The 20,407-nt window shown below is 73.1% G+C and carries 16 protein-coding genes; 3 read left to right on the top strand and 13 right to left on the bottom strand.

All coding sequences use genetic code 11. From position 1 onward, the window contains the following. The first annotated feature begins 44 nt into the window (after nt 1–44). Nucleotides 45–1,694 carry an FAD-binding oxidoreductase gene (locus EKG83_RS16335; protein ID WP_033430994.1) on the top strand — a complete coding sequence of 550 codons (1,650 nt, stop codon included), beginning with the start codon at nt 45–47 and terminating at the stop codon, nt 1,692–1,694. A gap of 48 nt (nt 1,695–1,742) precedes the next feature. On the opposite strand, the gene EKG83_RS16330 is transcribed toward EKG83_RS16335, so the two are convergent. Continuing rightward, entirely contained in the window at nt 1,743–3,050 is a 1,308-nt protein-coding gene (locus EKG83_RS16330; RefSeq protein WP_051765705.1) for a helix-turn-helix transcriptional regulator, read from the bottom strand. Nucleotides 3,051–3,473: 423 nt separating this feature from the next. On the opposite strand from EKG83_RS16330, the gene EKG83_RS16325 reads away from it, so the two are divergent. Next, on the top strand, nt 3,474–4,721 hold the full coding sequence (locus EKG83_RS16325; protein ID WP_194283026.1) for an alpha/beta hydrolase: 1,248 nt from the start codon (nt 3,474–3,476) through the stop codon (nt 4,719–4,721). Nucleotides 4,722–4,923: 202 nt separating this feature from the next. Further along, a complete protein-coding gene (locus tag EKG83_RS16320; RefSeq protein WP_033431071.1) occupies nt 4,924–6,036 on the top strand; it encodes a BMP family lipoprotein in 1,113 nt (370 codons plus the stop codon). Nucleotides 6,037–6,090: 54 nt separating this feature from the next. Here the strand turns inward: EKG83_RS16320 and EKG83_RS16315 are convergent, their stop codons facing one another. The 12 genes from EKG83_RS16315 to EKG83_RS16260 all read right to left on the bottom strand — a co-directional run bounded on the left by EKG83_RS16315 (nt 6,091) and on the right by EKG83_RS16260 (nt 20,242). Continuing rightward, nucleotides 6,091–6,657: a dihydrofolate reductase family protein gene (locus tag EKG83_RS16315; RefSeq protein WP_033430996.1), complete on the bottom strand. Its 567-nt coding sequence runs from the start codon at nt 6,655–6,657 to the stop codon at nt 6,091–6,093. A gap of 133 nt (nt 6,658–6,790) precedes the next feature. Beyond that, the gene (locus tag EKG83_RS16310) at nt 6,791–7,771 is read right to left on the bottom strand and encodes an aldo/keto reductase (RefSeq protein ID WP_051765707.1); all 981 of its coding nucleotides are present in this window, start codon (nt 7,769–7,771) and stop codon (nt 6,791–6,793) included. Nucleotides 7,772–7,797: 26 nt separating this feature from the next. Further along, nucleotides 7,798–8,778 carry a lysylphosphatidylglycerol synthase domain-containing protein gene (locus tag EKG83_RS16305; RefSeq protein WP_051765709.1) on the bottom strand — a complete coding sequence of 327 codons (981 nt, stop codon included), beginning with the start codon at nt 8,776–8,778 and terminating at the stop codon, nt 7,798–7,800. Beyond that, nucleotides 8,775–9,797: a glycosyltransferase family 2 protein gene (locus tag EKG83_RS16300; RefSeq protein WP_153278159.1), complete on the bottom strand. Its 1,023-nt coding sequence runs from the start codon at nt 9,795–9,797 to the stop codon at nt 8,775–8,777. The genes EKG83_RS16305 and EKG83_RS16300 overlap by 4 nt, the downstream gene beginning before the upstream one ends. 10 nt (nt 9,798–9,807) lie before the next feature. Next, nucleotides 9,808–10,800, bottom strand: coding sequence for a UbiA prenyltransferase family protein (locus EKG83_RS16295; RefSeq protein WP_153278158.1), 993 nt, complete (start codon nt 10,798–10,800; stop codon nt 9,808–9,810). Beyond that, entirely contained in the window at nt 10,797–11,933 is a 1,137-nt protein-coding gene (locus EKG83_RS16290) for a glycosyltransferase family 4 protein (protein ID WP_033430997.1), read from the bottom strand. Before EKG83_RS16290 ends, EKG83_RS16295 begins: the two co-directional genes overlap by 4 nt. A gap of 140 nt (nt 11,934–12,073) precedes the next feature. After that, a complete protein-coding gene (locus tag EKG83_RS16285; protein ID WP_051765712.1) occupies nt 12,074–13,252 on the bottom strand; it encodes an endonuclease/exonuclease/phosphatase family protein in 1,179 nt (392 codons plus the stop codon). A 90-nt stretch (nt 13,253–13,342) separates the two neighbouring features. Continuing rightward, nucleotides 13,343–14,446, bottom strand: a complete 1,104-nt coding sequence (locus tag EKG83_RS16280) for an NAD-dependent epimerase/dehydratase family protein (protein ID WP_211269086.1) — start codon at nt 14,444–14,446, stop codon at nt 13,343–13,345. Continuing rightward, complete coding sequence (locus EKG83_RS16275; protein WP_033430998.1) at nt 14,443–15,873, bottom strand: aspartate aminotransferase family protein; 1,431 nt, start codon at nt 15,871–15,873, stop codon at nt 14,443–14,445. Before EKG83_RS16275 ends, EKG83_RS16280 begins: the two co-directional genes overlap by 4 nt. A gap of 268 nt (nt 15,874–16,141) precedes the next feature. Further along, nucleotides 16,142–17,131, bottom strand: coding sequence for a hypothetical protein (locus EKG83_RS16270; RefSeq protein ID WP_051765714.1), 990 nt, complete (start codon nt 17,129–17,131; stop codon nt 16,142–16,144). Nucleotides 17,132–17,713: 582 nt separating this feature from the next. Then, on the bottom strand, nt 17,714–18,784 hold the full coding sequence (locus tag EKG83_RS16265) for an aspartate-semialdehyde dehydrogenase (protein WP_033431000.1): 1,071 nt from the start codon (nt 18,782–18,784) through the stop codon (nt 17,714–17,716). A 324-nt stretch (nt 18,785–19,108) separates the two neighbouring features. Beyond that, on the bottom strand, nt 19,109–20,242 hold the full coding sequence (locus EKG83_RS16260) for a hypothetical protein (RefSeq protein WP_153278156.1): 1,134 nt from the start codon (nt 20,240–20,242) through the stop codon (nt 19,109–19,111). Nucleotides 20,243–20,407 lie beyond the last annotated feature (165 nt).

Raw genomic sequence — 20,407 nt, 5'->3', positions numbered from 1 at the left:
CGGGGAACAACCACGAGAACCGATGCAACTGGGGGGAACCCTCGATGACCATGTCCCGGAGAAAAGTGCTCTCCCGAGCCGTCGCCCTGGGTGGCGCGGCAGTGGCCGGCGCGGCGGTGGGCGCGGTACCCGACGCGCTCGCGGACCCGGTGGCCGACCCCTCCGCGCAGCCCGGCCCGACCGGCGGCGCGTTCGGGCCGGTGAGCGTCCCGCCGTCCGACCCGCGCTTCCCGGAGCTGGTCACCGGCTTCAACCGGCGCTGGGTCGCGGCGCCCGACGCGGTCCGGCTGGTGACCACGACGGCCCAGGTCGCCCTGGCGGTGCAGGAGGCGGTGCTCGCGCGCAAGAAGGTGTCGGTGCGCAGCGGCGGGCACTGCTACGCCAACTTCGTCTACAACGACGAGGCGAAGCTCATCGTCGACCTGTCGCTGATGAACCAGATCTACTACGACCCGCTGCGCTGCGCCTTCGCCGTGGAGAGCGGCGCGCAGCTCGGCCGGGTCTACGAGACGCTGTTCCGCGGCTGGGGCGTCACCCTGCCCGGCGGCGTGTGCCCGACCGTGGCCGTCGGCGGCCACGCGGCGGGCGGCGGCCACGGCCTGCTGTCCCGCCAGCTCGGCAACATCTGCGACCTGGTCGAGGCCGTGGAGGTCGTCGTCGTGGACCGCGGCGGCCTGGTCCGCGTGGTCACGGCCTCGCGCAACCCCGCCGACCCCAACCACGACCTGTGGTGGGCCTGCACCGGCGGTGGCGGCGGCAACTTCGGCGTCGTCACCCGCTACTGGTTCCGGACCAGGGGCGCGAGCGGGACCGACCCGCGCGGGCAGCTGCCCCGCCCGCCGAAGGACTTCCTGGTCAGCCAGCTGTTCATCCCGTGGCAGAACCTGAACCGGGACCAGTTCGTCGCCCTCGTGCGCAACCACGGCACCTGGCACGAGCGGAACAGCTCCCCCACCTCGCCGGGCGCGGCGCTGTGCGGGCTGATGTTCGCGCCGCACGTCTCCGGCGGCGGCATCGCCATGCTGACCACCATCGACGCCGACCTGCCCGACGCGGACGGCGTGGTCTCCGACTACTGGAGCACCGTGACCGCGGGCACCGGCGTCGGCGCCGCGGTCCCGCGCCGGCGGCTGCCGTGGATGGCGGCGACGGAGACGATCAACACCAGCAACGCCGTGGTGATGACCGACGCCACCAACCGCAACTCGGTCAAGAGCGCGTACCTGCGCAGGGGCTTCACCGAGGAGCAGATCAGGAGGCTGCACCACCACCTGACCCGGACCGACTACGCCAACCCCAACGCCATCGTGCAGCTCGGCGCGATGGCCGGCGGCCGGATCAACGCGCTGCTGCCGACCGACACGGCGGTGGTCGCCCGCACCTCGGCGCTGTTCACGTTCTTCCAGGCGTACTGGCGCGACCAGGCCGACGACGCGGCGAACCTGGCCTGGCTGCGCGACGTCTACCGCGACGTCTTCGCCGACACCGGCGGCTACCCGGTGCCGGGCGACCGGTACGGCGGCTGCTCGATCAACGCCCCGGACCTGGAGATCACCGACCCGGCGGTCAACACCTCCGGGGTGCCCTGGTCGACGCTCTACTACGGCGAGAACTACCCCCGCCTCCAGCGGGCGAAGGCCGCCTACGACCCGACCGACTTCTTCCGCCACGCCCTGTCGGTCCGCCTGCCGTAAGCGGGCACCGCGGGTCGAGCGGGCCCGCCTCGCCGTCCCGGTCCCCGGTCACGTGGCCAGCGTCGCCACCGGGGGCCGGGACGGCAGCCCCGCGTCCCTCGCCACCGCCGCGGCCTCGCCGCGCGATCCCACCTCCAGCTTGTTGAGGATGTTCGCCACGTGGAACTTCACCGTGTGCTCGCTGATGTGCAGCTGCTCGGCGATCTGGCGGTTGCGGCGCCCGAGCGTCAGCAGCGCCAGCACGTCCAGCTCGCGCGGGTTGAGCACGCCCAGCGGGTGCGCGTCGGGCACCTCGGGCGGCGTCAGCGGCAGGACCGCGGTGAGCGCCGTGCCCCAGTCCGGCACCGAGTCCACGTGCAGCGACCCGTTGAGCCCCAGCAGCCGGTCGCTGATCCGGTGCACGGCCGCCGAGTCCTTGGACAGCCTGCCCGGCCCGTTGTCGCGGACGCTGACCTGCAGCCCGCCGTCCTCGACCTGCCAGGCCACCCGCACCCGCGAGACCCCGCCGTGGTCGAGCACGACCAGCACGGCGTCGCGCACCGTGGCCCGGGCCGCCAGGGCCACGTCGGCGGGCAGGACGCGGTCGCCGCGCTCGGGCCCGGCCAGCTCCAGCTGCACGTCGCCGTACCGGGTGAGCAGGCTCAGCGTCCCGGCCAGGCGGGCGAAGGCGTCCGCCGCGGTCTCCTCCCCCGCGGCCCGGTCCTGGTCGGCCGCCGCGCGCAGCTCGATCAGGGCGGACACGGCCAGGTCGATCGCCGTCCGCCGGGCGGTGGCGTCGTCCAGGCCCTTCGAGCGCAGGGCGCCCAGCTGGGCGGTCAGCACGCTGGTGTACTCCGCGTTGAGCTCGGCCACCAGCCGCGCCCGCTCACTGGCCGCCGCCCAGGTGCCCGCGATGTGCACCGGCACCGCCTCGACCAGCTGGTCGACCACGTGCGCGGTGGAGATGTCCCACAGCTGCTGGACGACCCGTTGCCGCACCCCCTCCGGGAACCCGCCGTCCGGCAGCACCACGGCCAGCAGCGCCCCCGCCGACCCGTTGGGCGCGGCGGCGACGGCGAGGACCGGGCGGCTGACCCCGCCCAGCGACGCCTGCCCCGTCCACGGCCGCCCCACCTCCACCAGGCGGGACAGGGCCGTGAGGTCGCCGTTGTCGAGCCCCTCGGTCACCTCGGCCTCGCCGTGCCACATGAGCGGGAACCGCGAGCAGTCCCCGGTCAGCATCACCAGCGCGCGGTGCGGCACCAGGTCGGCCAGCACCGCCGAGAAGCACTCCAACGTCTCCCGCAGCGGCGCCTGCACCAGCCTGCTCGCCATCCGGAGCGCGAACTCCGGATCCCCCCAGCTGCTCAGCGCCATGTGTCGATGCTATTACCGAACGCAGTGGGCCCGGGCCACTCTTGTGGGTGGCCGGACCTAGCCGAACGACCGGTCGCCCGTTCCTCCGGGCCTTGACACAAGCCCCTTGACCGCACAATTGCGGTCCCAGCCGCCTACGGGGCAGGTCGGGAGCGACGTCGGGCCGAACACCGTTCCCGGCAGGTGGGCGCGCACCGGGACGACCGCGACGGAGGAGGTGCGGTCCGCGCGAACCGACCGGTGAGACCGCCATCTCACGTTCTCCCCGAGCGCTGGTGCCCGGCGAACGGCCGCCGTTACGTTCGAGCGGTCTTCCCCGGTGCCGCGGGAGTGCGCAGACCTCGCAGGCGCCTTGGTCCCCGCACTCGAACGGAAGGCCCCCCGGTGACCCGACTCGCCCTGCTAGCCGCCGCCCTCGTCGCGGTGAGCACCCCACTCGTCGCGACGGCGCCCGAAGCGCACGCCGCCCCCACCGTTCCGGTGATCTTCGTGCACGGCCAGGAAGGTTCGGCGCAGCAGTTCCAGTCGACCGCGCAGCGCCTGTCCGGCAACGGCTACCCCGACCGGCTGCTGCACGCCTACGAGTACGACACCGGCACGCTGCTCAACGAGCGGGCCGTCCTCGGCCTCGCGGTGTTCGTCGACCGGGTGCGCGCGGCGACCGGTTCGCCCACCGTGGACATCATCGCGCACTCGCGCGGGACCATCGTGGCGCACTCGTACCTGTCGGACCGGCGGCACGCCGCCGAGGTGCGGCGCTACGTCAACGTGGACGGCCGGTCCAGCCTCCTGCCGCCCGGCGGCGTGCCCACGCTGGCGCTGTGGAGCGGCCTGCAGCCCGACGGCGCCATCGGCGGGGCGACCAACGTGCACCTGCCCGACCTGGGGCACACCGAGACCACGACGTCGGCCGAGAGCTTCGCCCACGTCTACCGGTTCCTGACCGGGACGGCGCCGCAGACCACGCAGGTCGTCCCGCAGCCGTCCGGGGTGACCGTCTCCGGGCGGGCGACGTACTTCGGCGCGAACTCCGGCGTCCCCGGCCGGCTGGCCGTGTGGGAGGTGGAGGAGTCCTCGGGCACCCGCGTCGGTTCCGCGCCGGTGCACACCACGACCACCTACGACGGTGCGTTCGGTCCCCTGGCGGTCGACCCGCGCAAGCGCTACGAGCTGGAGTACCAGCGGACCGGCGAGCCCACCTCGCACTTCTACTTCGAGTCGTTCGAGCGCACCAACCAGTTCGTCCGGCTGCAGATCTCGGCGCCGGGAGGCCCGGCCGACGACGTCGACCGCTGCCCCACGCACACCGCGATCACGGTCGTCCGCAACCGCGAGTGGTGGTCGGACCAGGGAGCCGGCAGCGACGGCCTCGCCCTCAACGGCGTCGAGGTGCTGACGGCGAACGTCGCGCCGAGGTCGCGACAGGTGCTGGCGGCGTTCCTCTTCGACGACGGCTGCGACCGCCGTTCTGCGCTGGGCGCGCCCGCCGCGGACTTCGCCTCGCTGCCGTTCCTCACCGGCGTCGACGTCTACCTGCCGCCCACCGGTTCGGTCGCGGTGCGGGAGGGCATCCGCGGGACGACCCAGTCCAGGACGGTCACCGTGCCGGCGTGGCGGTCGGACCAGCACAGCGTGACGGTGGAGTTCAAGGACTACGCCGACATCCGGTGAACCGCGGGCCCCGCGGCGGGACGGCCGGGCCGAACGCCGTTCTCAGCAGGTGAGCGCGCACCGGGGCTTGCGCGGCGGAGGAGGTACGGTCCGTCGCGCAAGCCCCGGTGCGCCCACCGGGGGAGGTCGTCTGCTCGGTGAGCAGGGAGGGAGACGAGCCGTGCGCCGTCCTGGGTTCGGCACCGCCGTTGCCGCGATCGCGATGTCCGGCCTGATGGTGTTGAGCGCCTGCGCGAAGGACTCCGGCGGTGGTGCCGCCGGGTCGACCGGCGCCACCGGCGCCGCGTGCGAGTTCGCGACACCACCCGCCCCGCCCGCCGGCTCGAACACCAGCACCACCAACCCGGCCGACAGCGAGAAGGTCGACGGCAGCGCGCTGAAGATCGGCCTGGCCTACGACATCGGCGGTCGTGGTGACGCGTCGTTCAACGACCTCGCCGCCGCCGGGTTCGACCGGGCCATCACGGACATGGGGGTCGCGCGGGAGAACACCCGCGAGGTCTCGGCCGCCCCGAACGAGGACGAGGCGGCGAAGCAGTCCCGGCTGCGCCAGCTCGCGCGCGAGGGCTTCAACCCGATCGTCGCCGTCGGCTTCGCGTACACCGAGGCGCTCAAGGTCGTCGCGCCGGAGTTCCCGGACGTCCGGTTCGGCCTGGTCGACTCCGCCGTGGAGGGCGCGACCAACGTCACACCGCTGGTCTTCGCCGAGCAGGAGGGCGCGTTCCTGGCCGGCGTCGTGGCCGCGTACCAGAGCAAGAAGTGCCACGTCGGCTTCGTCGGCGGCGTCGACATCCCGCTGATCCACAAGTTCGAGGCCGGTTACGCGCAGGGCGCCAGGGCCGCCGCGCCGAAGATCGTGGTCGACAGGAAGTACATCACGCCCGCCACCGACTTCAGCGGCTTCCAGGACCCGGCGAAGGGCATGGAGACCGCGAAGGGCCTCATCGAGAAGGGCGCGGACGTCCTCTACCCCGCCGCCGGCGCGTCCGGCATCGGCGTCTTCTCCGCGGTGAAGCAGGCCGGTGTGCTGGCGGTCGGGTGCGACGCCGACCAGTACAACCAGCCGGCGCTCGCGGACAGCAGGGACGTCATCGTCGCGTCGAGCCTCAAGCGCGTCGACGTCGCGGTGTACGACTACTTCAGGGCCGCCGCGAGCAACGACCTCGCCTCGCTGCCGAAGGTCTTCGACCTCAAGGTGGACGGCATCGGCTACGCCACGTCCGGTGGCCGGATCGACGCCCGGCTCCAGGGCATCCTCGAAGGGTTCAAGGCCCAGATCATCGAGGGCGGGATCAAGGTCGCGGACAAGCCGTAGGCCACCGGGCCTCGCGGGGACCCGGCCCCCGCGAGGCCCGGCCGTCGGCGTCCGCTAGTCGCGGACGGTCCGGTAGCGCAGCAGGACCGCGCCCGACCCGAAGGCGCGGTTCTCCACCAGTTCCAGCTTCAACCACCTGTTCAGCGCCGGGAAGAACGGCGTGCCGCCGCCGATCGCGGCCGGGGTGACCAGCACGTGGAACTCGTCCACGAGGCCGGCCTGGACCAGGGGTGCGGCGAGCGTGGCGCCGCCCACCTCCATCAGGCCGTCGGTCTCGGCCTTGAGCCTCCTGGTGGTCTCGACCACGTCACCGCGCTCCAGCCTGGAGTTCCAGTCGACCGACTCCAGGGTCCTGGAGAAGACCACTTTGGGCATCGCGAGCCACAGCCGGGCGTACTCGGCCTCCACCGGGGGCACGTCGGGCGCCTGGCCGGCGGTCGGCCAGTGGGCCGACATCAGCTCGTACAGCTTGCGCCCGTACAGCGACAGGGCGACCTGCCCGGTCCGGTCGTTCCAGTACCGGTGCAGCTCCTCGTCCGGCACGCTCCAGCCGAGGTCGCCGTTCGCGTCGGCGATGTAGCCGTCCACCGAGACGTTCATGCCATAGGTCAACAATCCCATGGCGGTACAGACTGCCGGAGCGCGGGGAACTCATCGCGCCGCCACGCCGGCGAGGCGATCGGGCACCGGCGACGCGACGGTGCCCGGCCCGAAACCCCGGCCGGGCACCGCGTCCGCACCCGCGGGCGACGGCTCAGCCGCCCAGCGGCGCCTGGGCGTCGAGGTCCGCGCGGACCTCGGCCGGGAGTTCGAACTCGATGCCGTCCAGGGCCTCGTCGAGCTGCGCCACGCTGCTCACGCCCAGCACCGGCACCACCGGCGTCTCACCGCCGACCATCCAGGCCAGGGCGAGCTGGTTGGCGGTGATGCCGAGCCGTTCGGCCTGGGCGCGGAGGTGCGCGAGCCTGCGCTCGTTGTCCTCGCTGCGGTACTCGGGCGCCAACTGCTTGTCGGGCCGGGTCAGCGCGCCCTGGAGCAGCGGCGAGTAGCCCTGCACGACGATGCCGTGCTCCCGCGCGTGCGCCACCATCTCCCGGTCGAGCGGGCGCTGCGGGCGGATGTCGGCGGCCGGGTCGGGCCACAGGTAGGAGTGCCGCACCTGGATCACCCGCGGTGCGGCGATCGAGTCGTCCGCGGCCAGGTCGGTGGCCTCGCGCAGCCGCTCGGGTGCCGAGTTGCTGGCGCCGACCACGCCGACGCGGCCGTCACGGACCAGGTCGGACAGCGCCCGGGCGGTCTCGGCCAACGGGGTCTTCGGGTCGTCGGCGTGGGTGAGGTAGACGTCGACGCGGTCGGTGCCCAGCCGCTGGGCGCTCAGCTCGAACTGCTTGTGGATGACGGCGGGGTCGAGCCCCTCGGCGGACTCCGGGAACGGCCCGTCGAGCGGGTCGGGCAGGCAGCCGACCTTGGTGGTCAGCAGCACCTCGGCACGCGACCCGGTGTCCGCGAGCCAGCGGCCGATCACCAGCTCGGACTCCTCGCCGGTGCCGCCCGGCACCCAGAACGAGTAGCAGTTGGCGGTGTCGACCAGCCGGCCACCGCGCTCGGCGAACCGGTCCAGGATCGCCCGGGACGTGGCCTCGTCGACGGTGGTGCCGAAGTACATGGTGCCGAGCGCCACCCGGGTCTCGCGCAGCCGCGCCAAGACCTCGTCGCCGTAGGCGGTGGTGAGCATGGGGCGTCCTCTCTTCAGAAATCCGGTCAGGCGGGTTCGAGGTTACGGAGGCGGGCGGTGAGGCTACCGTAAGTGAAGGCGAGCACGTCGGCGGCGGCGAGCACGAGCCGGCTGGCCGCCGCCGCCGCGACGGCTTCGGGCGCGGGCAGCAGCGAGGCGAGCGAGACGGCCAGCAGCGCCTCCCGCACCCCGATGCCGTCGGGCACCACCACGACCAGGCTCGCCACCGACGTCGCCAGCGCGAAACCGCCCAGGCACGGCAGCAGCGCGGCCACCGGGTCGGCGCCCAGCGCGACGACCAGCAGCCACAGGTGCAGCCCGGTCACCACCCAGGACACCGCGCACAGCCACACCGCGCGGCGCAGCACGTCCGCCGGCACCTCGACCAGGCGCCGCGCCAGCGCGGGCACCTGGCGCAGCAGCCGCACCGCCGCCGCCAGCAGCCACGGCATCACCAGCAGCGCCACGAGGGCCAGGGCGGCCGCGGCCAGCGCCGTCCAGCCGCCGTGGGCGTAGCGCAGCAGCGTGGGCAGGCCCAGCGCCGCGCCGGTGGCCAGCGAGACGGCGGCGTAGAGCCCGAAGGTCGCGGTGAAGTGGAAGACCGTGATCCCCGAGGACGCCGCCAGCCGGGTCTGCAGGACGATCGACCACATCACGCCCGGCACGTACTTGCCCAGGCTGCCGGCGGCGAACAGGCGCACCGCCGCCACCCGCCCCAGCGGCCGGGACAGGGCCTGCAGCGGCTCCCGCCAGGACAGCGCGGTCAGCCACAGCCCGACCACCGCGGCGACGAGGGCGGGCAGCAGCCACGGGCCGAGGCGGCCCAGCGCGGCGCCCGCGGCCTCGCGGTCGGCGGCCAGCGACCGCACCAGGAACGCCGCGCACAGCAGCACGACCAGGGCGGTGGTGGTGCGGCGCACCCCGGGCCGGCGCAGGAACGCGCCGAGCGCCGACCCGACGGCCAGGGCGCGTGCCCACCGCGCCGGCGGGGCGGTGGTGCCGTTCACGCGCGGCCCCCGTTCGCGTAGAGCCGCCGGAACGACGGTGAGCACGCCCAGCGGGCCGCGCCGACCAGCGCGGCGGCGGCGGTGGTGGCGTTCATCAGCAGGTGGAGCCCGGCCATCAGCGGGAACTGCCGCGGTCCCGTCGAGGCGCGCAGGAACTTGAGCAACCGCCGCTCCTCCACCACGAACAGCGCCATCCCGGCCAGCGCCGTCGCCGCGCCCGCCGCGGGCCACAGCGCGGCGCCGGCGAGGCTCGCCAGGACCAGCGCGGTGCCCGCGACGGCCAGCGGCCGGTAGGCGGTGTCCGACAGCCGCGGCCGGGACCGCCCCCGGTCGGCGAACAGCGCCACCAGCGGCACCGAGCGGTGGTACTGCTTGCCCAGCAGCACGCCGAGCCGGTCGTCGTCGTCGTGGCGGCCCAGGATCGTCGCGTCGATCCACACGGTGGACATCGCCGACAGCCGCGCGCCGTACTCGACGTCCTCGGTGGCCCGCAGGCTGGTGTCCAGCGGCCCGGCCAGCTCGTAGGTCTCGCGGCGCATCGCGCCGATCGAGAAGTTGCACATCCGGGTCTCGCCGGAGTTGCGCACCCGCCAGAAGTGGCCGTGGAGCACCTTGTACCGCTCCACCGGGCCGTCGTCGATCAGGGGTTGTTTGTCGTAGATGCCGCTGACGAAACCGAGCCGGGGGTCGGAGGTCAGCAGCCGGACGGCCCGCTCCACCGCCTCCGGCGCGAGGGCGATGTCGGAGTCGAGGAAGAACAGGACCTCGCCGGTGCTGTGCCGCACGCCGGTGTTGCGGGCCGCGGAGACCCCGGCGTTGGCGGTGCGCACGAGCGTGCAGGGGAACTCGGCGGCGATGTGCGGCGAGGCGTCGGTGCTGCCGTCGTCCACGACCACGACCTCGGTGATGTTCGGGTAGGTCTGGTCGAACACGGCCTGCAGGCACTGGCGCAGCGTGCGCGCGTAGTTGTAGTTGGGGATGATGACCGAGACGGTCGGGGTCACCGGTGCGGACGACATCGGGATCACCTCAGAACAGCCGGCCCGCGGCCAGGCACAGCAGCCACAGCGCGGCGTTGATCAGCAGTGGCAGGTCGCGCAGCACGTCGCGCCCCGGCTCGCCGCCGCGCCGGTCCACCGTCACCAGTTGCAGGTAGCGGGCCAGCGCGAACACCGCGAAGGGCAGGGTGACCACGGCGAGCAGGGCGCCCTGGGGGCGACCGGGTTCGAGCAGGTGCAGCAGGTAGCTGATCAGCGTGGAGCCGACCAGCACCGCCATCAGCTGGTCCAGCAGTGGCACCGAGTAGCCCGCCAGCGCGGGGCGGGTGGCCGCGGCCTCGCCCGCCCGCGTCACCGCGGCCAGCTCGTGCCGGCGCTTGCCCAGCGACAGCAGCAGGCAGACGCAGTAGACGCACACGATCATGGTGGGGCTGAACGGCGCGGCCACGGCCAGGCAGCCGGCCGCCGCGCGCAGCACGAACCCGAAGGCCACCACGCTGATGTCCACCAGCGCGTGGTGCTTGAGCACCAGGCAGTACAGCAGGTTCAGCACCAGGTAGGCGGCCACCGCCAGGCGGGCGGTCGGCGGCAGTGCCACGGCCGCCGCGCCGAGCGCGGCCAGGCAGCCGACGCCCAGCAGCAGCGCCCGGACCGGGCCGACGCGGCCGCTGGCGATCGGCCGGTGCCGCTTGGTGGCGTGGAGCCGGTCGCGTTCCCGGTCCAGCCAGTCGTTGAGCACGTAGACCGCGCTGGAGGCGGCGACGAACGCGAGCACCGCGGCGGCCAGCAGCCCGGGGTGGCGGACCACGGCGGCCGGGTCCACGGCCAGTGGCGCGATCGGCACGAAGGCGTTCTTCACCCACTGGCGGGGCCGCAGCAGCGCCAGCCAGGCGGGCAGCCGCGACCCGCGGGGCTCGGCGGGCGGGTCGACCCGGGTGACGACGTGGACCGCCTCGTCCAGCCGGGTCAGCGACCGCCCCCCGACGCGGTAGGGCTTGAACACCGGCGGCGGTGTCGTGGTCACGACCGCGCCCCGTTCAGGATGGCGCGGTACGCCTCCTCGTGCGCGTCGAGGAAGGTCTCCCCGCCGAACAGCTTGGTCGCGGCCTCCTGGCCGACCTGCCGGTCCTCGGGCGGCAGCGCCGCCATCTCCAGCAGCGCCTCCCGCAGCGCCACCGGGTCGCGGGGCTCCACCAGGCGGCCGAAGCCCGTCGCCTCCACCGGGTAGCGGGAGCCGGGCAGGTTGGTGGTGACCGACGGCTTGCCCGCCATCATCGCCTCGACCTGCACGATGCCGAAGGACTCGGAGATCGAGGGCAGCGCGAACACGTCGATCGAGGCGTAGAAGTCGCGCACCCGCTCGCCGCGCAGCAGCCCGGTGAAGCGGATGCGCGGGTCGTTGCCGGCCTCCTCGCGCAGCTGCGCGATGTTGCTGCCGCCGGCGACGGTGGTGTAGTCGCCCGCGATCAGCAGCCGCGCGGCTGGGTCGTCGATGCCGCGGAACGCGCGGATCAGGTACTCGATGCCCTTGTCGACGGTGATGCGGCCCATGAAGCCGATGTGCAGGCCGTCGCCCTCGCGCATCGTCGGGCTGCCGCCGTTGCGGTCCACGCACGGGGAGGCGATGGGGCGCAGCGCCCGGCGCCGGATCACCGGCCAGATCCGGGAACCGCGCGCCTGGTCCTCGCTGTTGGTGATCACGAGGTCGGCGCGGCGGATCGCGGCGGCGCAGGAGGCGTCCACCACGCGCATCCCGAACCGGTTGATCGGGCTGTCCGGCAGGAAGGTGTCGATGTGGTAGGTCACCACCAGCGGCGTCTTGCGCCGCAGCGCGGCGACGAACGCGGCCTCGGGGTTGGGCAGGTGCATGTGGAGCAGGTCGGAGCGGGCGGCCAGGCGCGAGGCGAGCAGCGGCAGGTGGGGCGCGATGAAGCCGCGGCTGACGTGGGCGAGGACCGGCGCGCGGAAGACGTGCACGCCGTTGATCACCTCGTGGGTCGGCAGGGAGCGGTCGTGCCGGGCGCAGACCACGGCGATCTTCCAGCCGCGGGCGACGAGGCCCTCGGCGGTGATCCGGGCGGCCTCGGTGAGGCCGGAGACGTAGGGCGCGTAGTAGTCCAACATCACCGTGACGTCGAACCTGTCGGGTAGCCGCATGGTGAGATCCCTCTCGGTGGTGCACCGGGCGCGGGTGGCGCCCGGCGGTGCGGGTGGTCGGATCAGGGCAGGACGGTGGGCGTGCGGGGGTGACGCGGGCGGGGTGCGCGGGCGGTCAGCCGTTGCCGGCGGCGCGGGCGTCAGCCGTTGCCGGACGGCCGGTCGGCGCCGCGGACGACGAGGGTGAACTCCTGGGCGGCGTGGTCGGAGAAGCCCCGGCTGTCGGTGAACCGGTACTCCGGCACGGACACCTCGCCGGTGGTGAACAGCCAGTCCAGCCGCCACACCCGGGGCACCGGGTAGTCGGCCAGCGGCCAGGAGGAGGCGGGCAGCGGGCCGTTCCCGGGCGAGTGCGCGGTGGTGCCGTCGAGCCGGAGCAGGCTCCCCGGCCAGGGCGAGTTGAAGTCCCCGGCCACCACGGAGGTGTTCGGGTTGCCCGCCAGGTCCGCCCGCAGCGCGTCGAACTCGCGCGTCCGCCAGTCGTGCTGCTTGGCCAGGAAGTTCCAGAACCGGCTCGTCAGCGGGTTGTCGCCGACCCGGAACGGCACCGGGAAGTGGACGTTGTAGACCGACAGCACCCGGCCGGCGCCGACCAGCAGGTCGGTGCGCTGCGCCTTGCCGCCCTGCCAGTACCAGGCGTTGTCGGTCGACGGCACGTCGCGGGCGTGGACGGCGGCCACCGGCAGCCGGGAGAGGGTGATCAGCTCGCCCTCCACCACGACCTCGTAGCCGGGGAACTCGGCGCGCAGCCGGGCCAGGCGGTCGATGAGGACCGGCCCCTCGCCCTCCCAGTGCAGGTACTCCTGGAGGAGGTAGACGTCGGCGTCCTTCTCCCGCAGGAACGCGTAGAAGGCGTCCGGGTCGTCGTCCATCTCCCAGTAGTCGGTGTTCCAGGAGACGATCGACACCTCCGCGTCGCCCGGTCCGGCGGGCCGGGTGTCGCCGCGCCAACCGGGGCCGACGCCGGCCAGGTACCCGCCGGCCAGCAGCAGCACGACCAGCACGGGGGTGAGCCGGCGGCGGACCGGGCGGGCCCACCACACGACGGCCAGGAGCAGGGCCGGCACCGCGACGAACACCACCGGGGGCGTGGCCTCGACCAGGAACCACACCCACCAGCGGCCGGTCAGCACCACGTGGAGGACGAGGAACGCGGACCAGGCGGCGGTGGCGGCCACGACCACCCTGGTGCCCAGGCACCAGCGCCGCCCTCCCCCGTCGTCCGCGGGGGTGCGCGCGGTGCGGCCGTCGCCCGGTCCTCCCCCCTGCTCGACGGCGGGTGACGGCCGCGGGGAGACGGCCGGGTTGGTCGTGGGCATGCCTGTGTCGCCTCCTCGGGCGGGAACGGGTTTCGGGCACGACGGGGTGGGGTGGCCGGCGCCGGTGCCGGCCACCTCGGGGTCGACCGGTCAGAAGAAGACCTTGGCCAGCTTCAGGGCGCCCTGCTTCCAGGGCTCCTGGCTCGTCCGGCCGGTCGCGCGACCGGCGGTCCCGGCGTCACCCGCCGCGGCCCGCGCCTCGCGCCACCACGCGTAGGTCTGGAGGATCGCCTCCTGGTTGGAGTACTTCGGCACGAAGCCCAGCCGCTCGCGGATCTTGTCCACGCTGACGTAGGAGTCGGCGAGCAGCTTGAACAGCAGCCGCCCGTAGACCGGGGACATGCCGGTGCGCTCCAGGGCGCGCAGCACCGCCACCGCCGGGCGGCCCGGGATGGACTTGACCCGCTTGCCGTGCCCGGCCGCGTCCAGCACGACCTGGAAGTCCTCGCGCAGCGTGCCGAACTCGGCCGCGCCCACGTTGAACGTGTCGTTGACGCGGTCGGCGGGCGCGGTGAGCACGGTGTGCACCGCGTCCACCAGGTCGGAGAGCGCCAGCATCTGGATGCGCACGTCCCCGCGGCCCAGGACCGGGAAGTGGCGGCCCTCCTCGGCCCACTGGTAGAGCATGTCGAACAGGCCCATCCGGCCGGGGCCGAGGAAGGTCTTGGGCCGCAGCACCGGCAGCAGCATCCCCGCCGCCCGGTGCCGCTCCGCGATGACCTCGGCCTCCGCCTTGGCGCCGCTGTAGGTGTCCACCGGCTCGCGCGGGTGGTCCTCGGGGGTGGGCACCAGCTTGGGCAGGCCGTAGACGGCGGTGGACGACACGTGCAGCACCCGCGGGACGCGCGCGGCGCGGGCGGCGTCCAGCACCGTGCCGGTGCCCTCCACGACGATCGAGCGGATGTCGGCCGCCGGGTAGCTGGGCAGCGCGGAGGCGCAGTGCACCAGGGCGTCGACGCCGGTCACCGCCTCGGTCACGGCCCTGCGGTCGCGGATGTCGCCGGTGAACGGCACCAGGCCGGGTGCGGGCTCGATCGGCCTGATGTCGAAGGCGTGCACCTCCACGCCCTCCGCGCGCAGCCTGCTCACCAGCTGGGAGCCGAGCACGCCGGCCGCGCCGGTGACCGCGATCCGGGACGGCAGCCCCGTCGACGAGGTGGTGTCGCGCACGTCGTCCGGTCGGTTCCCGTTCACCACAGCGAGCTCACCCTCTCCCGCACGAAGCGGCGCACCAGTCGTCCCATTCCCTGCTCCAGCACGGCCTCGAAGGCGTCGAGGAAGCGCTCGCACTCGTCCGGTCCCGCCACCAGCGGCGGCGCGACGATCAGCGGGCTGCGGCCGTTGAGGGTGTTGTAGGTGTAGATGTCGTGCTCGCGGTAGAGGGCGTCGATCACCGCCGCGGTGATGATCTTGGTGCGGATCAGCGGGTCCTTGGCCGGTCCGCCGACCGGCAGCTTGCCCACCATGTCGAGGATCTTCGGCCCGCCCGCCAGGAAGACGCCGTGCAGCGCCCCGGCGCCCGCCACCTCCGCGATGAGGTCGGGGTAGGTCTTCTGGATGCGCTCCAGACCCGGCCGCAGCACCTCCTCGATCGCCCGCGCCCGCGCCGGGAAGTCCTCCTCCACGGCGATCGCGATCGCCTCGATCGCGGTCGCCGCCTCCTCGCCGAAGCCGTAGTACGTGGTCGACGTGGACTGCATCATCGCGTCGGTCATGTTGTCGTAGGCCCGGCGGAAGATCGGCTCGCGCGCCACGTACGCCGAGATGGACGACTTGCCGCCGCCGAACGACTTGGACGTGGTCACCACGTCGGGGACCAGGCCCTCGTAGCGGGTGAAGTAGAACAGGCTGCCGGTCTTGCCCCACCCGGTGTAGATCTCGTCGAAGATCAGCACGATGTCCTCGGCCGTGCACAGCTCCCGCAGCCCGCGCAGGAACTCCTCCGAGCACCAGCGGATCGTGGAGGCGCTGAACGGCTCGATCAGCAGCGCGTACACGTCGCTGCGCCCGTTGGCGTCCCGCGCCTCGGCCAGCGCCCGGCGCACCGAGTCCAGGTCGCCGTAGGTGAAGGTGCGGATGCCCGGGATGGTCGGGAACGCGAAGTGGTTCTGCGTGCTGCCGGTCAGGCCGCCGGAGCCGAGCAGCTTGCCGTGGAAGCTGATGTCGGAGCGCAGGATCGTGTTGCGCCGCCCCTGGTGGTACTTGTAGGCGAGCTTGACCGCGCCCTCCACCGCCTCGGCGCCGGAGTTGGGCAGGAAGGAGCGGTTGAGGTCGCCCGGCAGCAGCTGCGCCAGGTTGTGGCCCAGGGCGGCGAGGTAGGGCGAGAAGTAGGTCTTGTGCACCTCCATCCGCTTCTGCTCCTGGAACCGACGGCGGGCGGCGAGGATGCGGGGGTGGTTGTGGCCGTGGTTGAGCACGCCGACGCCGCCGGTGAAGTCGAGGATGCGGCGCCCGTCGCTGGTCCACAGGTAGGCGCCCTCGGCGCGTTCGACCAGTTCCCGGCCGAAGCCGAACGAGGTCATCAGCCGGACCTGGCTCTTGTTGATGTACCGGCGGTGGAGGTCGTGGACCGCGTCGACGTCCAGGCGCTCGGCCTCATCCAGACCGATCAGGTCTGCCATCGGTTCTCCTCTGCGCGGGATGGGCACGCCGCCCGGTGTCCCGGTGCGGGGCACCGGGCGGCGCGTGGGACCGCTCCCAGGAGCCGGCATCCCACCGGCTCGGCGATCTCGCGTCGCCAAGCTCGCACGGATGACGGCCCCTGTTCGAGGGGTGACAAATGGCCTCAGGTGGATCGGCCGGAAGTGGACAGCGAGCCACTTTCGGCCGCAGCCCGCCCGCAGGACGGGCCTGACCTGGCCTTATACCTGGTGGTCCGGTGACCGGTGGTCACGACCGGTGCGCGGCGCCCTCCCCGTCGGCGGACGCCTCGCGGCGGCCCAGCAGCAGGCCGGCCTGGAAGCGGCTGCTGGCCCCCAGTTCCTCCATCAAGGTCGAGATGTACCGGCGGCAGGTGCGCGTGGCCATGCCCAGGCGGCGCGCGATGACCTCGTCCTTGAGGCCCATGCCCATCAGCCGCAGGATCGAGGCCCGCAGCTCGGAGCCGACGTGCTGGGCGTCCTCGACCGGGTCCGGTTCGGGGAAGGGCTGGCCGACCTGCCAGGCGGCCTCGAAGGAGCGGCACAGGTAGGCCACGAGCGTCGGGTCGGTGACCACCGCCGCCCCCGGCGCCTCCTGCCCGCGGCGCTCCTTGGGCACGAACGCGATGCGGCGGTCGTAGATGATCAGCCGCTCGGACAGCTCCTCCGCGGTGCGGACCTCGCCGCCCGCGTCGCCGACCCGCTTGGCGTAGGCCCGGGTCGCCATGCTCGACCGGGCGGTGTGCTGGTAGAGCGTCCGGATCCGCACGCCGCGGCGCAGCAGCTCCTGGGTGTGGACCAGGTCCTCCTGGAGGAGGTGGGCCGCGCGGCCGCCGCCCGGCTGCAGCGCCATCCGCTCCTGCGTGCAGCGGTGCCGGGCGAGGTCGAGCTCGCGCTGCACGTCCGCCGCGCTGTCCAGCACCCGGATCAGGGCGTTCTCCCGCGGGTGGTGCTCGGTCGAGCGGTAGACGGTGGCCAGCGAGCGCAACTGGCGGTGGATCTGGGAGATCTGGCGGCGCTGGCGGGAGATCGATATCTCCAGGTTGGAGACCAGTTCGGCCTCCACGATCTCCGGGTCCAGCGGAACCGCCGGGCCCCCCTCGGGCGCGTCGCTGAGGAGCCGCAGCTCCTGTAACCGTTTACGGGCTTCGACTACCCTCGGCAGCTCCAGGTCGAGCTGCGCGGCGATCTCCTCGTCGACGAAGACCCCGGCCCGCACCCCGGCCTGGTAGGCGTCCATGACGACATCGTCCAATAAAGGCTGCTCGTCCAACGGTCCTGTCTCCCCCTGGGCGTGGCATCCACATCGTCCGGTTTCCACTTGTGGCCACTCCACCATAGGACACCGGTGAGCACTCGAAGTCGCGTGCGAGTGCTGACAACCTCGCAGGTGTGCCACGCACTTCGGCATCACACCACCCGGGTATCACTGGAGATGAGATGGATCACCTTCGGCACCGGTCCCTCCGCGAGCTGGCCGGTCTCGTTCTCACTGCGGTAGTCCTCGGCGCGGCACGCGTCTCGGCGCTCGCCACAGGGTCGGGTGGCCGGGGCTCGTCGACCGCTCGGGGTGACGACAGGTGGGACAGCGCCCTGCTGGGCGGCGCCCTCCTGCGCGGCCCGGCGGTCTCCTGCTGACGAGCGGCGCCCTTCCCGTACCTTCGCCTTCCCGCACCCGTCATCCCCGGCCGCTGGCCAGGGGGTGGCGGGTGCGGTATGTCGGGAGGCGGTGGGGGTTCGCCGGAAGCCGGACGGGGTTCGCCAGGAGCGGCCAGGGGTTATTCGGAGCTGGACGGGATTCGCCGAGAACCGACCGGCCCCCTCAACCGGTCCGGCCGGACCGCTCCGCGGCGAGGGCGAGCGCCAGGCGGGCGGTGTGCAGCGCGTTGAGCGCCCCGGCCGCGCGGAGGCTGTCGAAGGTGATCCACAACCACACGGCGCGCGGGTCGTGCGGGGTGACCCGCACCCGGCCCACGTGCACCACGTCCGGGTCGACCGCGGTCAACGGCGTCGGCCCCGCGCTCTCCGGCGGCGCGGCGTCGTACACGCGCACGCGGGGCAGCGACGCCAGCAGCGACACGAGGTCCCCGCGCGGCACCGGCGACTCCGCCTCCACGAGCACCGCGGCGGAGTCGCCGCTGACCACCGGCACCTGGACGCAGGTGGCCGTGACGTTCAGCCACGGCCGCCCCAGCAGCCGACGGGTCTCACCGGCCAGCCGCTGCTCCTCGGCGGTGAAGCGGTTGTGGAGCACCCGGCCGACCACCGGCACCGCGTTGAACGCCAGCGGGAAGGGCGTGCTGTGGGCGGGCAGCTCGGCGTCCGGGTCCTGCAACGCCAACTCGGCGCCCTCCAACAACTCCTCGACCCCCTGGCGGCCGAGGCGGGTGGCGGCCTGGTAGGTGCTCAGCACCACCTGGCGGACGCCGTAAGCCTCCTGCCAGCGGTGCAGCAGCCGGGCCAGCGCCGCCGCCATCGGGCTGGGACAGGCGATCGGGCCGTCGTGGGGGTGGCGGTCCAGCAGGTGGCCGTTGACCTCGGGCACGATCAGCGGGACGTCCCGGTCGCGGTGGAAGGCGCCGCTGAGGTCGATCACCAGCGCCCCGGCCGCGCAGGCCGCCTTCGCCCAGCCACGGCTGACCTCCTCACCGGCGCAGAGGAAGACCAGGTCACCCCGGGTGAACTCGACCTCGTCCGCCGACGCGTGGCGCACCCGGTGCACCGCGCCGCCCACGACGACCTGTCGACCGGTCGAGCGGTGCGAGGCGCACAGCACCAACTCGCGGTGGGCGAAGGACTTCTCGCCGACCAGCTCCAGCAGGGCGGAGCCGACCGCACCGGTGGCTCCGACCACGACCAGGCGAGGTGGCGCGGCGGCAGCGGACATCACCATGACTTCTCTTCTCGATCCGAGTGACTCCCGACGCGACCACGACCCGACTGGGGACCACTCCCATCAACTCTCGCCATACAACCGCCAATCGACCGAACGGAGAAGCCGAACCCGTTGTCCTCAACCGGCCCCGACCAACACCTGACACCGCACGCGACCTTCGCCATCCCGAACCCGCGGGTCACGGGCTTGCGGGGTGCCGCGCCCCCGCACCGGGGCGCTGAACTGCGACGACCACGCACCGCGGGTAGCCGGAGGATGATCCGACTGGTGGGTCCCGACGCCGCGCGCGGTGCGTCCGACGGCGCCGGGGTGCGGAGCGCTTCAGGGCTTGGGCATCGTGTAGAGCGTGCGGCCGACGTCGTCGAACTCCGTGACCGACCAGAGGACGCCCCGGTCCCGCTCCAACGACAGGTCCTCCGCCCCCGTCGGGGCTTCCACCACCTTGTCGTCCCGAAGGGCACCGGTTCCCCGGTCCTCCTTCGCCCGGTGCAGGAAGCTGGGACCGGTCCTGCCCCGCCCAGTCTGGTTGAGGTACCAGGAGTCGCCGTCGTACGCGACGCCCTGGACGTTCTGACCGGGCAGGGTCAGGACGGTGCCGGGCACGGCCTGTCCGCGACGCGTCACCGGCTTTCCGCCCCTGGCCGGATAGGCGACCACACGACCGTTCCTGGTGTCGTCGTCGCGGTTCCCGCAGTACTCCCCGACGAGGATGCGGTGCGGCCGGGAGGCGCGGTCGACCCCGACGTAGGAGAACCGCGGGTCCGGGTTCTCGCCCCGGCAGTAGTCGTCCGAGTCGCTCACGCGCCTGGTCTGCCACCGCCCGACCTCGGGCATCACGTACCCGTCCGCACCCTTGCCGCGGTAGATCTCGGTGGTGTCGAACACCCGGAGCCCGCGATTGGTCTCCGGGACGTAGAGGTAGCGTCCGTACCAGAGCACGCCACCCGTGTGGACGCCGGCGACCTGCCCGTAGTCCTTGCCGTTCCGCTTCGGGACGACCAACCGGACGTGCCGGTACTCGAGGTTCTGGTCGACGAAGGTGAGCTGCACCGCGTCGGCGTCCTCCTCGCCCTTGCGGTGGTACCAGCTGAGGACCACGGGTTTCCGGCCGTGCCACACCCCGGCGTCGTTCGCGTCGGACACGTGCGAGACGCCCTGCGGAACCCACGGCTCCCTGCTGTTCGCGTCACCGGCGTCGAAGCAGTAGTGGGAATTGACGACAGCGTTCCCGATCGGCCCCTTGCACCTGGCGGCGCCGCGTTCGAGCGTGAAGCGCCCGGGGCCGGCGAAGACCTGTGCCAGTTTGATCTTGGTCCTGGTCATCTTCGGGCTCGCCACGTACCGGAGCGTGAAGGCGGCCTTGCCCTGGTCCACCGGCTGAGCCCGGGCAGGCGTGCCGAACGCCGCCATCAGCACGACGCCCACCGCACCGCACGCTTTCCAACGTTTCAGCATTGCTTTTCCTCCCCCTCGGTCCCCCGCACCGTCCCACGAGGAACTGGAGGAAATCTGGGGCAGTTCTTCGCGTCAGACCACCCCGCGCCCGATCGCCGACACGGAATTCCAAGTCGTCGACCGGAAGTCACACGAGATCGATTCCGAATTTCCGCCGAAAATCGC

The sequence above is a fragment of the Saccharothrix syringae genome, from assembly GCF_009498035.1.
Taxonomy (GTDB): Bacteria; Actinomycetota; Actinomycetes; order Mycobacteriales; family Pseudonocardiaceae; genus Actinosynnema; species Actinosynnema syringae.
Note: the sequence above shows the minus strand (reverse complement) of the source record. Positions and strands in the feature narration are given on the sequence as shown.

Excerpts from the sequence above, each read along its gene's own strand:
- EKG83_RS16285 (WP_051765712.1), bottom strand. The coding sequence starts at position 13,252 with ATGCCCACGACCAACCCGGCCGTCTCCCCGCGGCCGTCACCCGCCGTC.
- EKG83_RS16290 (WP_033430997.1), bottom strand. The coding sequence starts at position 11,933 with ATGCGGCTACCCGACAGGTTCGACGTCACGGTGATGTTGGACTACTAC.
- EKG83_RS16275 (WP_033430998.1), bottom strand. The coding sequence starts at position 15,873 with ATGGCAGACCTGATCGGTCTGGATGAGGCCGAGCGCCTGGACGTCGAC.
- EKG83_RS16320 (WP_033431071.1), top strand. The coding sequence starts at position 4,924 with ATGTCCGGCCTGATGGTGTTGAGCGCCTGCGCGAAGGACTCCGGCGGT.
- EKG83_RS16300 (WP_153278159.1), bottom strand. The coding sequence starts at position 9,797 with ATGTCGTCCGCACCGGTGACCCCGACCGTCTCGGTCATCATCCCCAAC.
- EKG83_RS16335 (WP_033430994.1), top strand. The coding sequence starts at position 45 with ATGACCATGTCCCGGAGAAAAGTGCTCTCCCGAGCCGTCGCCCTGGGT.
- EKG83_RS16330 (WP_051765705.1), bottom strand. The coding sequence starts at position 3,050 with ATGGCGCTGAGCAGCTGGGGGGATCCGGAGTTCGCGCTCCGGATGGCG.
- EKG83_RS16270 (WP_051765714.1), bottom strand. The coding sequence starts at position 17,131 with ATGGACGCCTACCAGGCCGGGGTGCGGGCCGGGGTCTTCGTCGACGAG.
- EKG83_RS16310 (WP_051765707.1), bottom strand. The coding sequence starts at position 7,771 with ATGCTCACCACCGCCTACGGCGACGAGGTCTTGGCGCGGCTGCGCGAG.
- EKG83_RS16315 (WP_033430996.1), bottom strand. The coding sequence starts at position 6,657 with ATGGGATTGTTGACCTATGGCATGAACGTCTCGGTGGACGGCTACATC.
- EKG83_RS16265 (WP_033431000.1), bottom strand. The coding sequence starts at position 18,784 with ATGGTGATGTCCGCTGCCGCCGCGCCACCTCGCCTGGTCGTGGTCGGA.
- EKG83_RS16260 (WP_153278156.1), bottom strand. The coding sequence starts at position 20,242 with ATGCTGAAACGTTGGAAAGCGTGCGGTGCGGTGGGCGTCGTGCTGATG.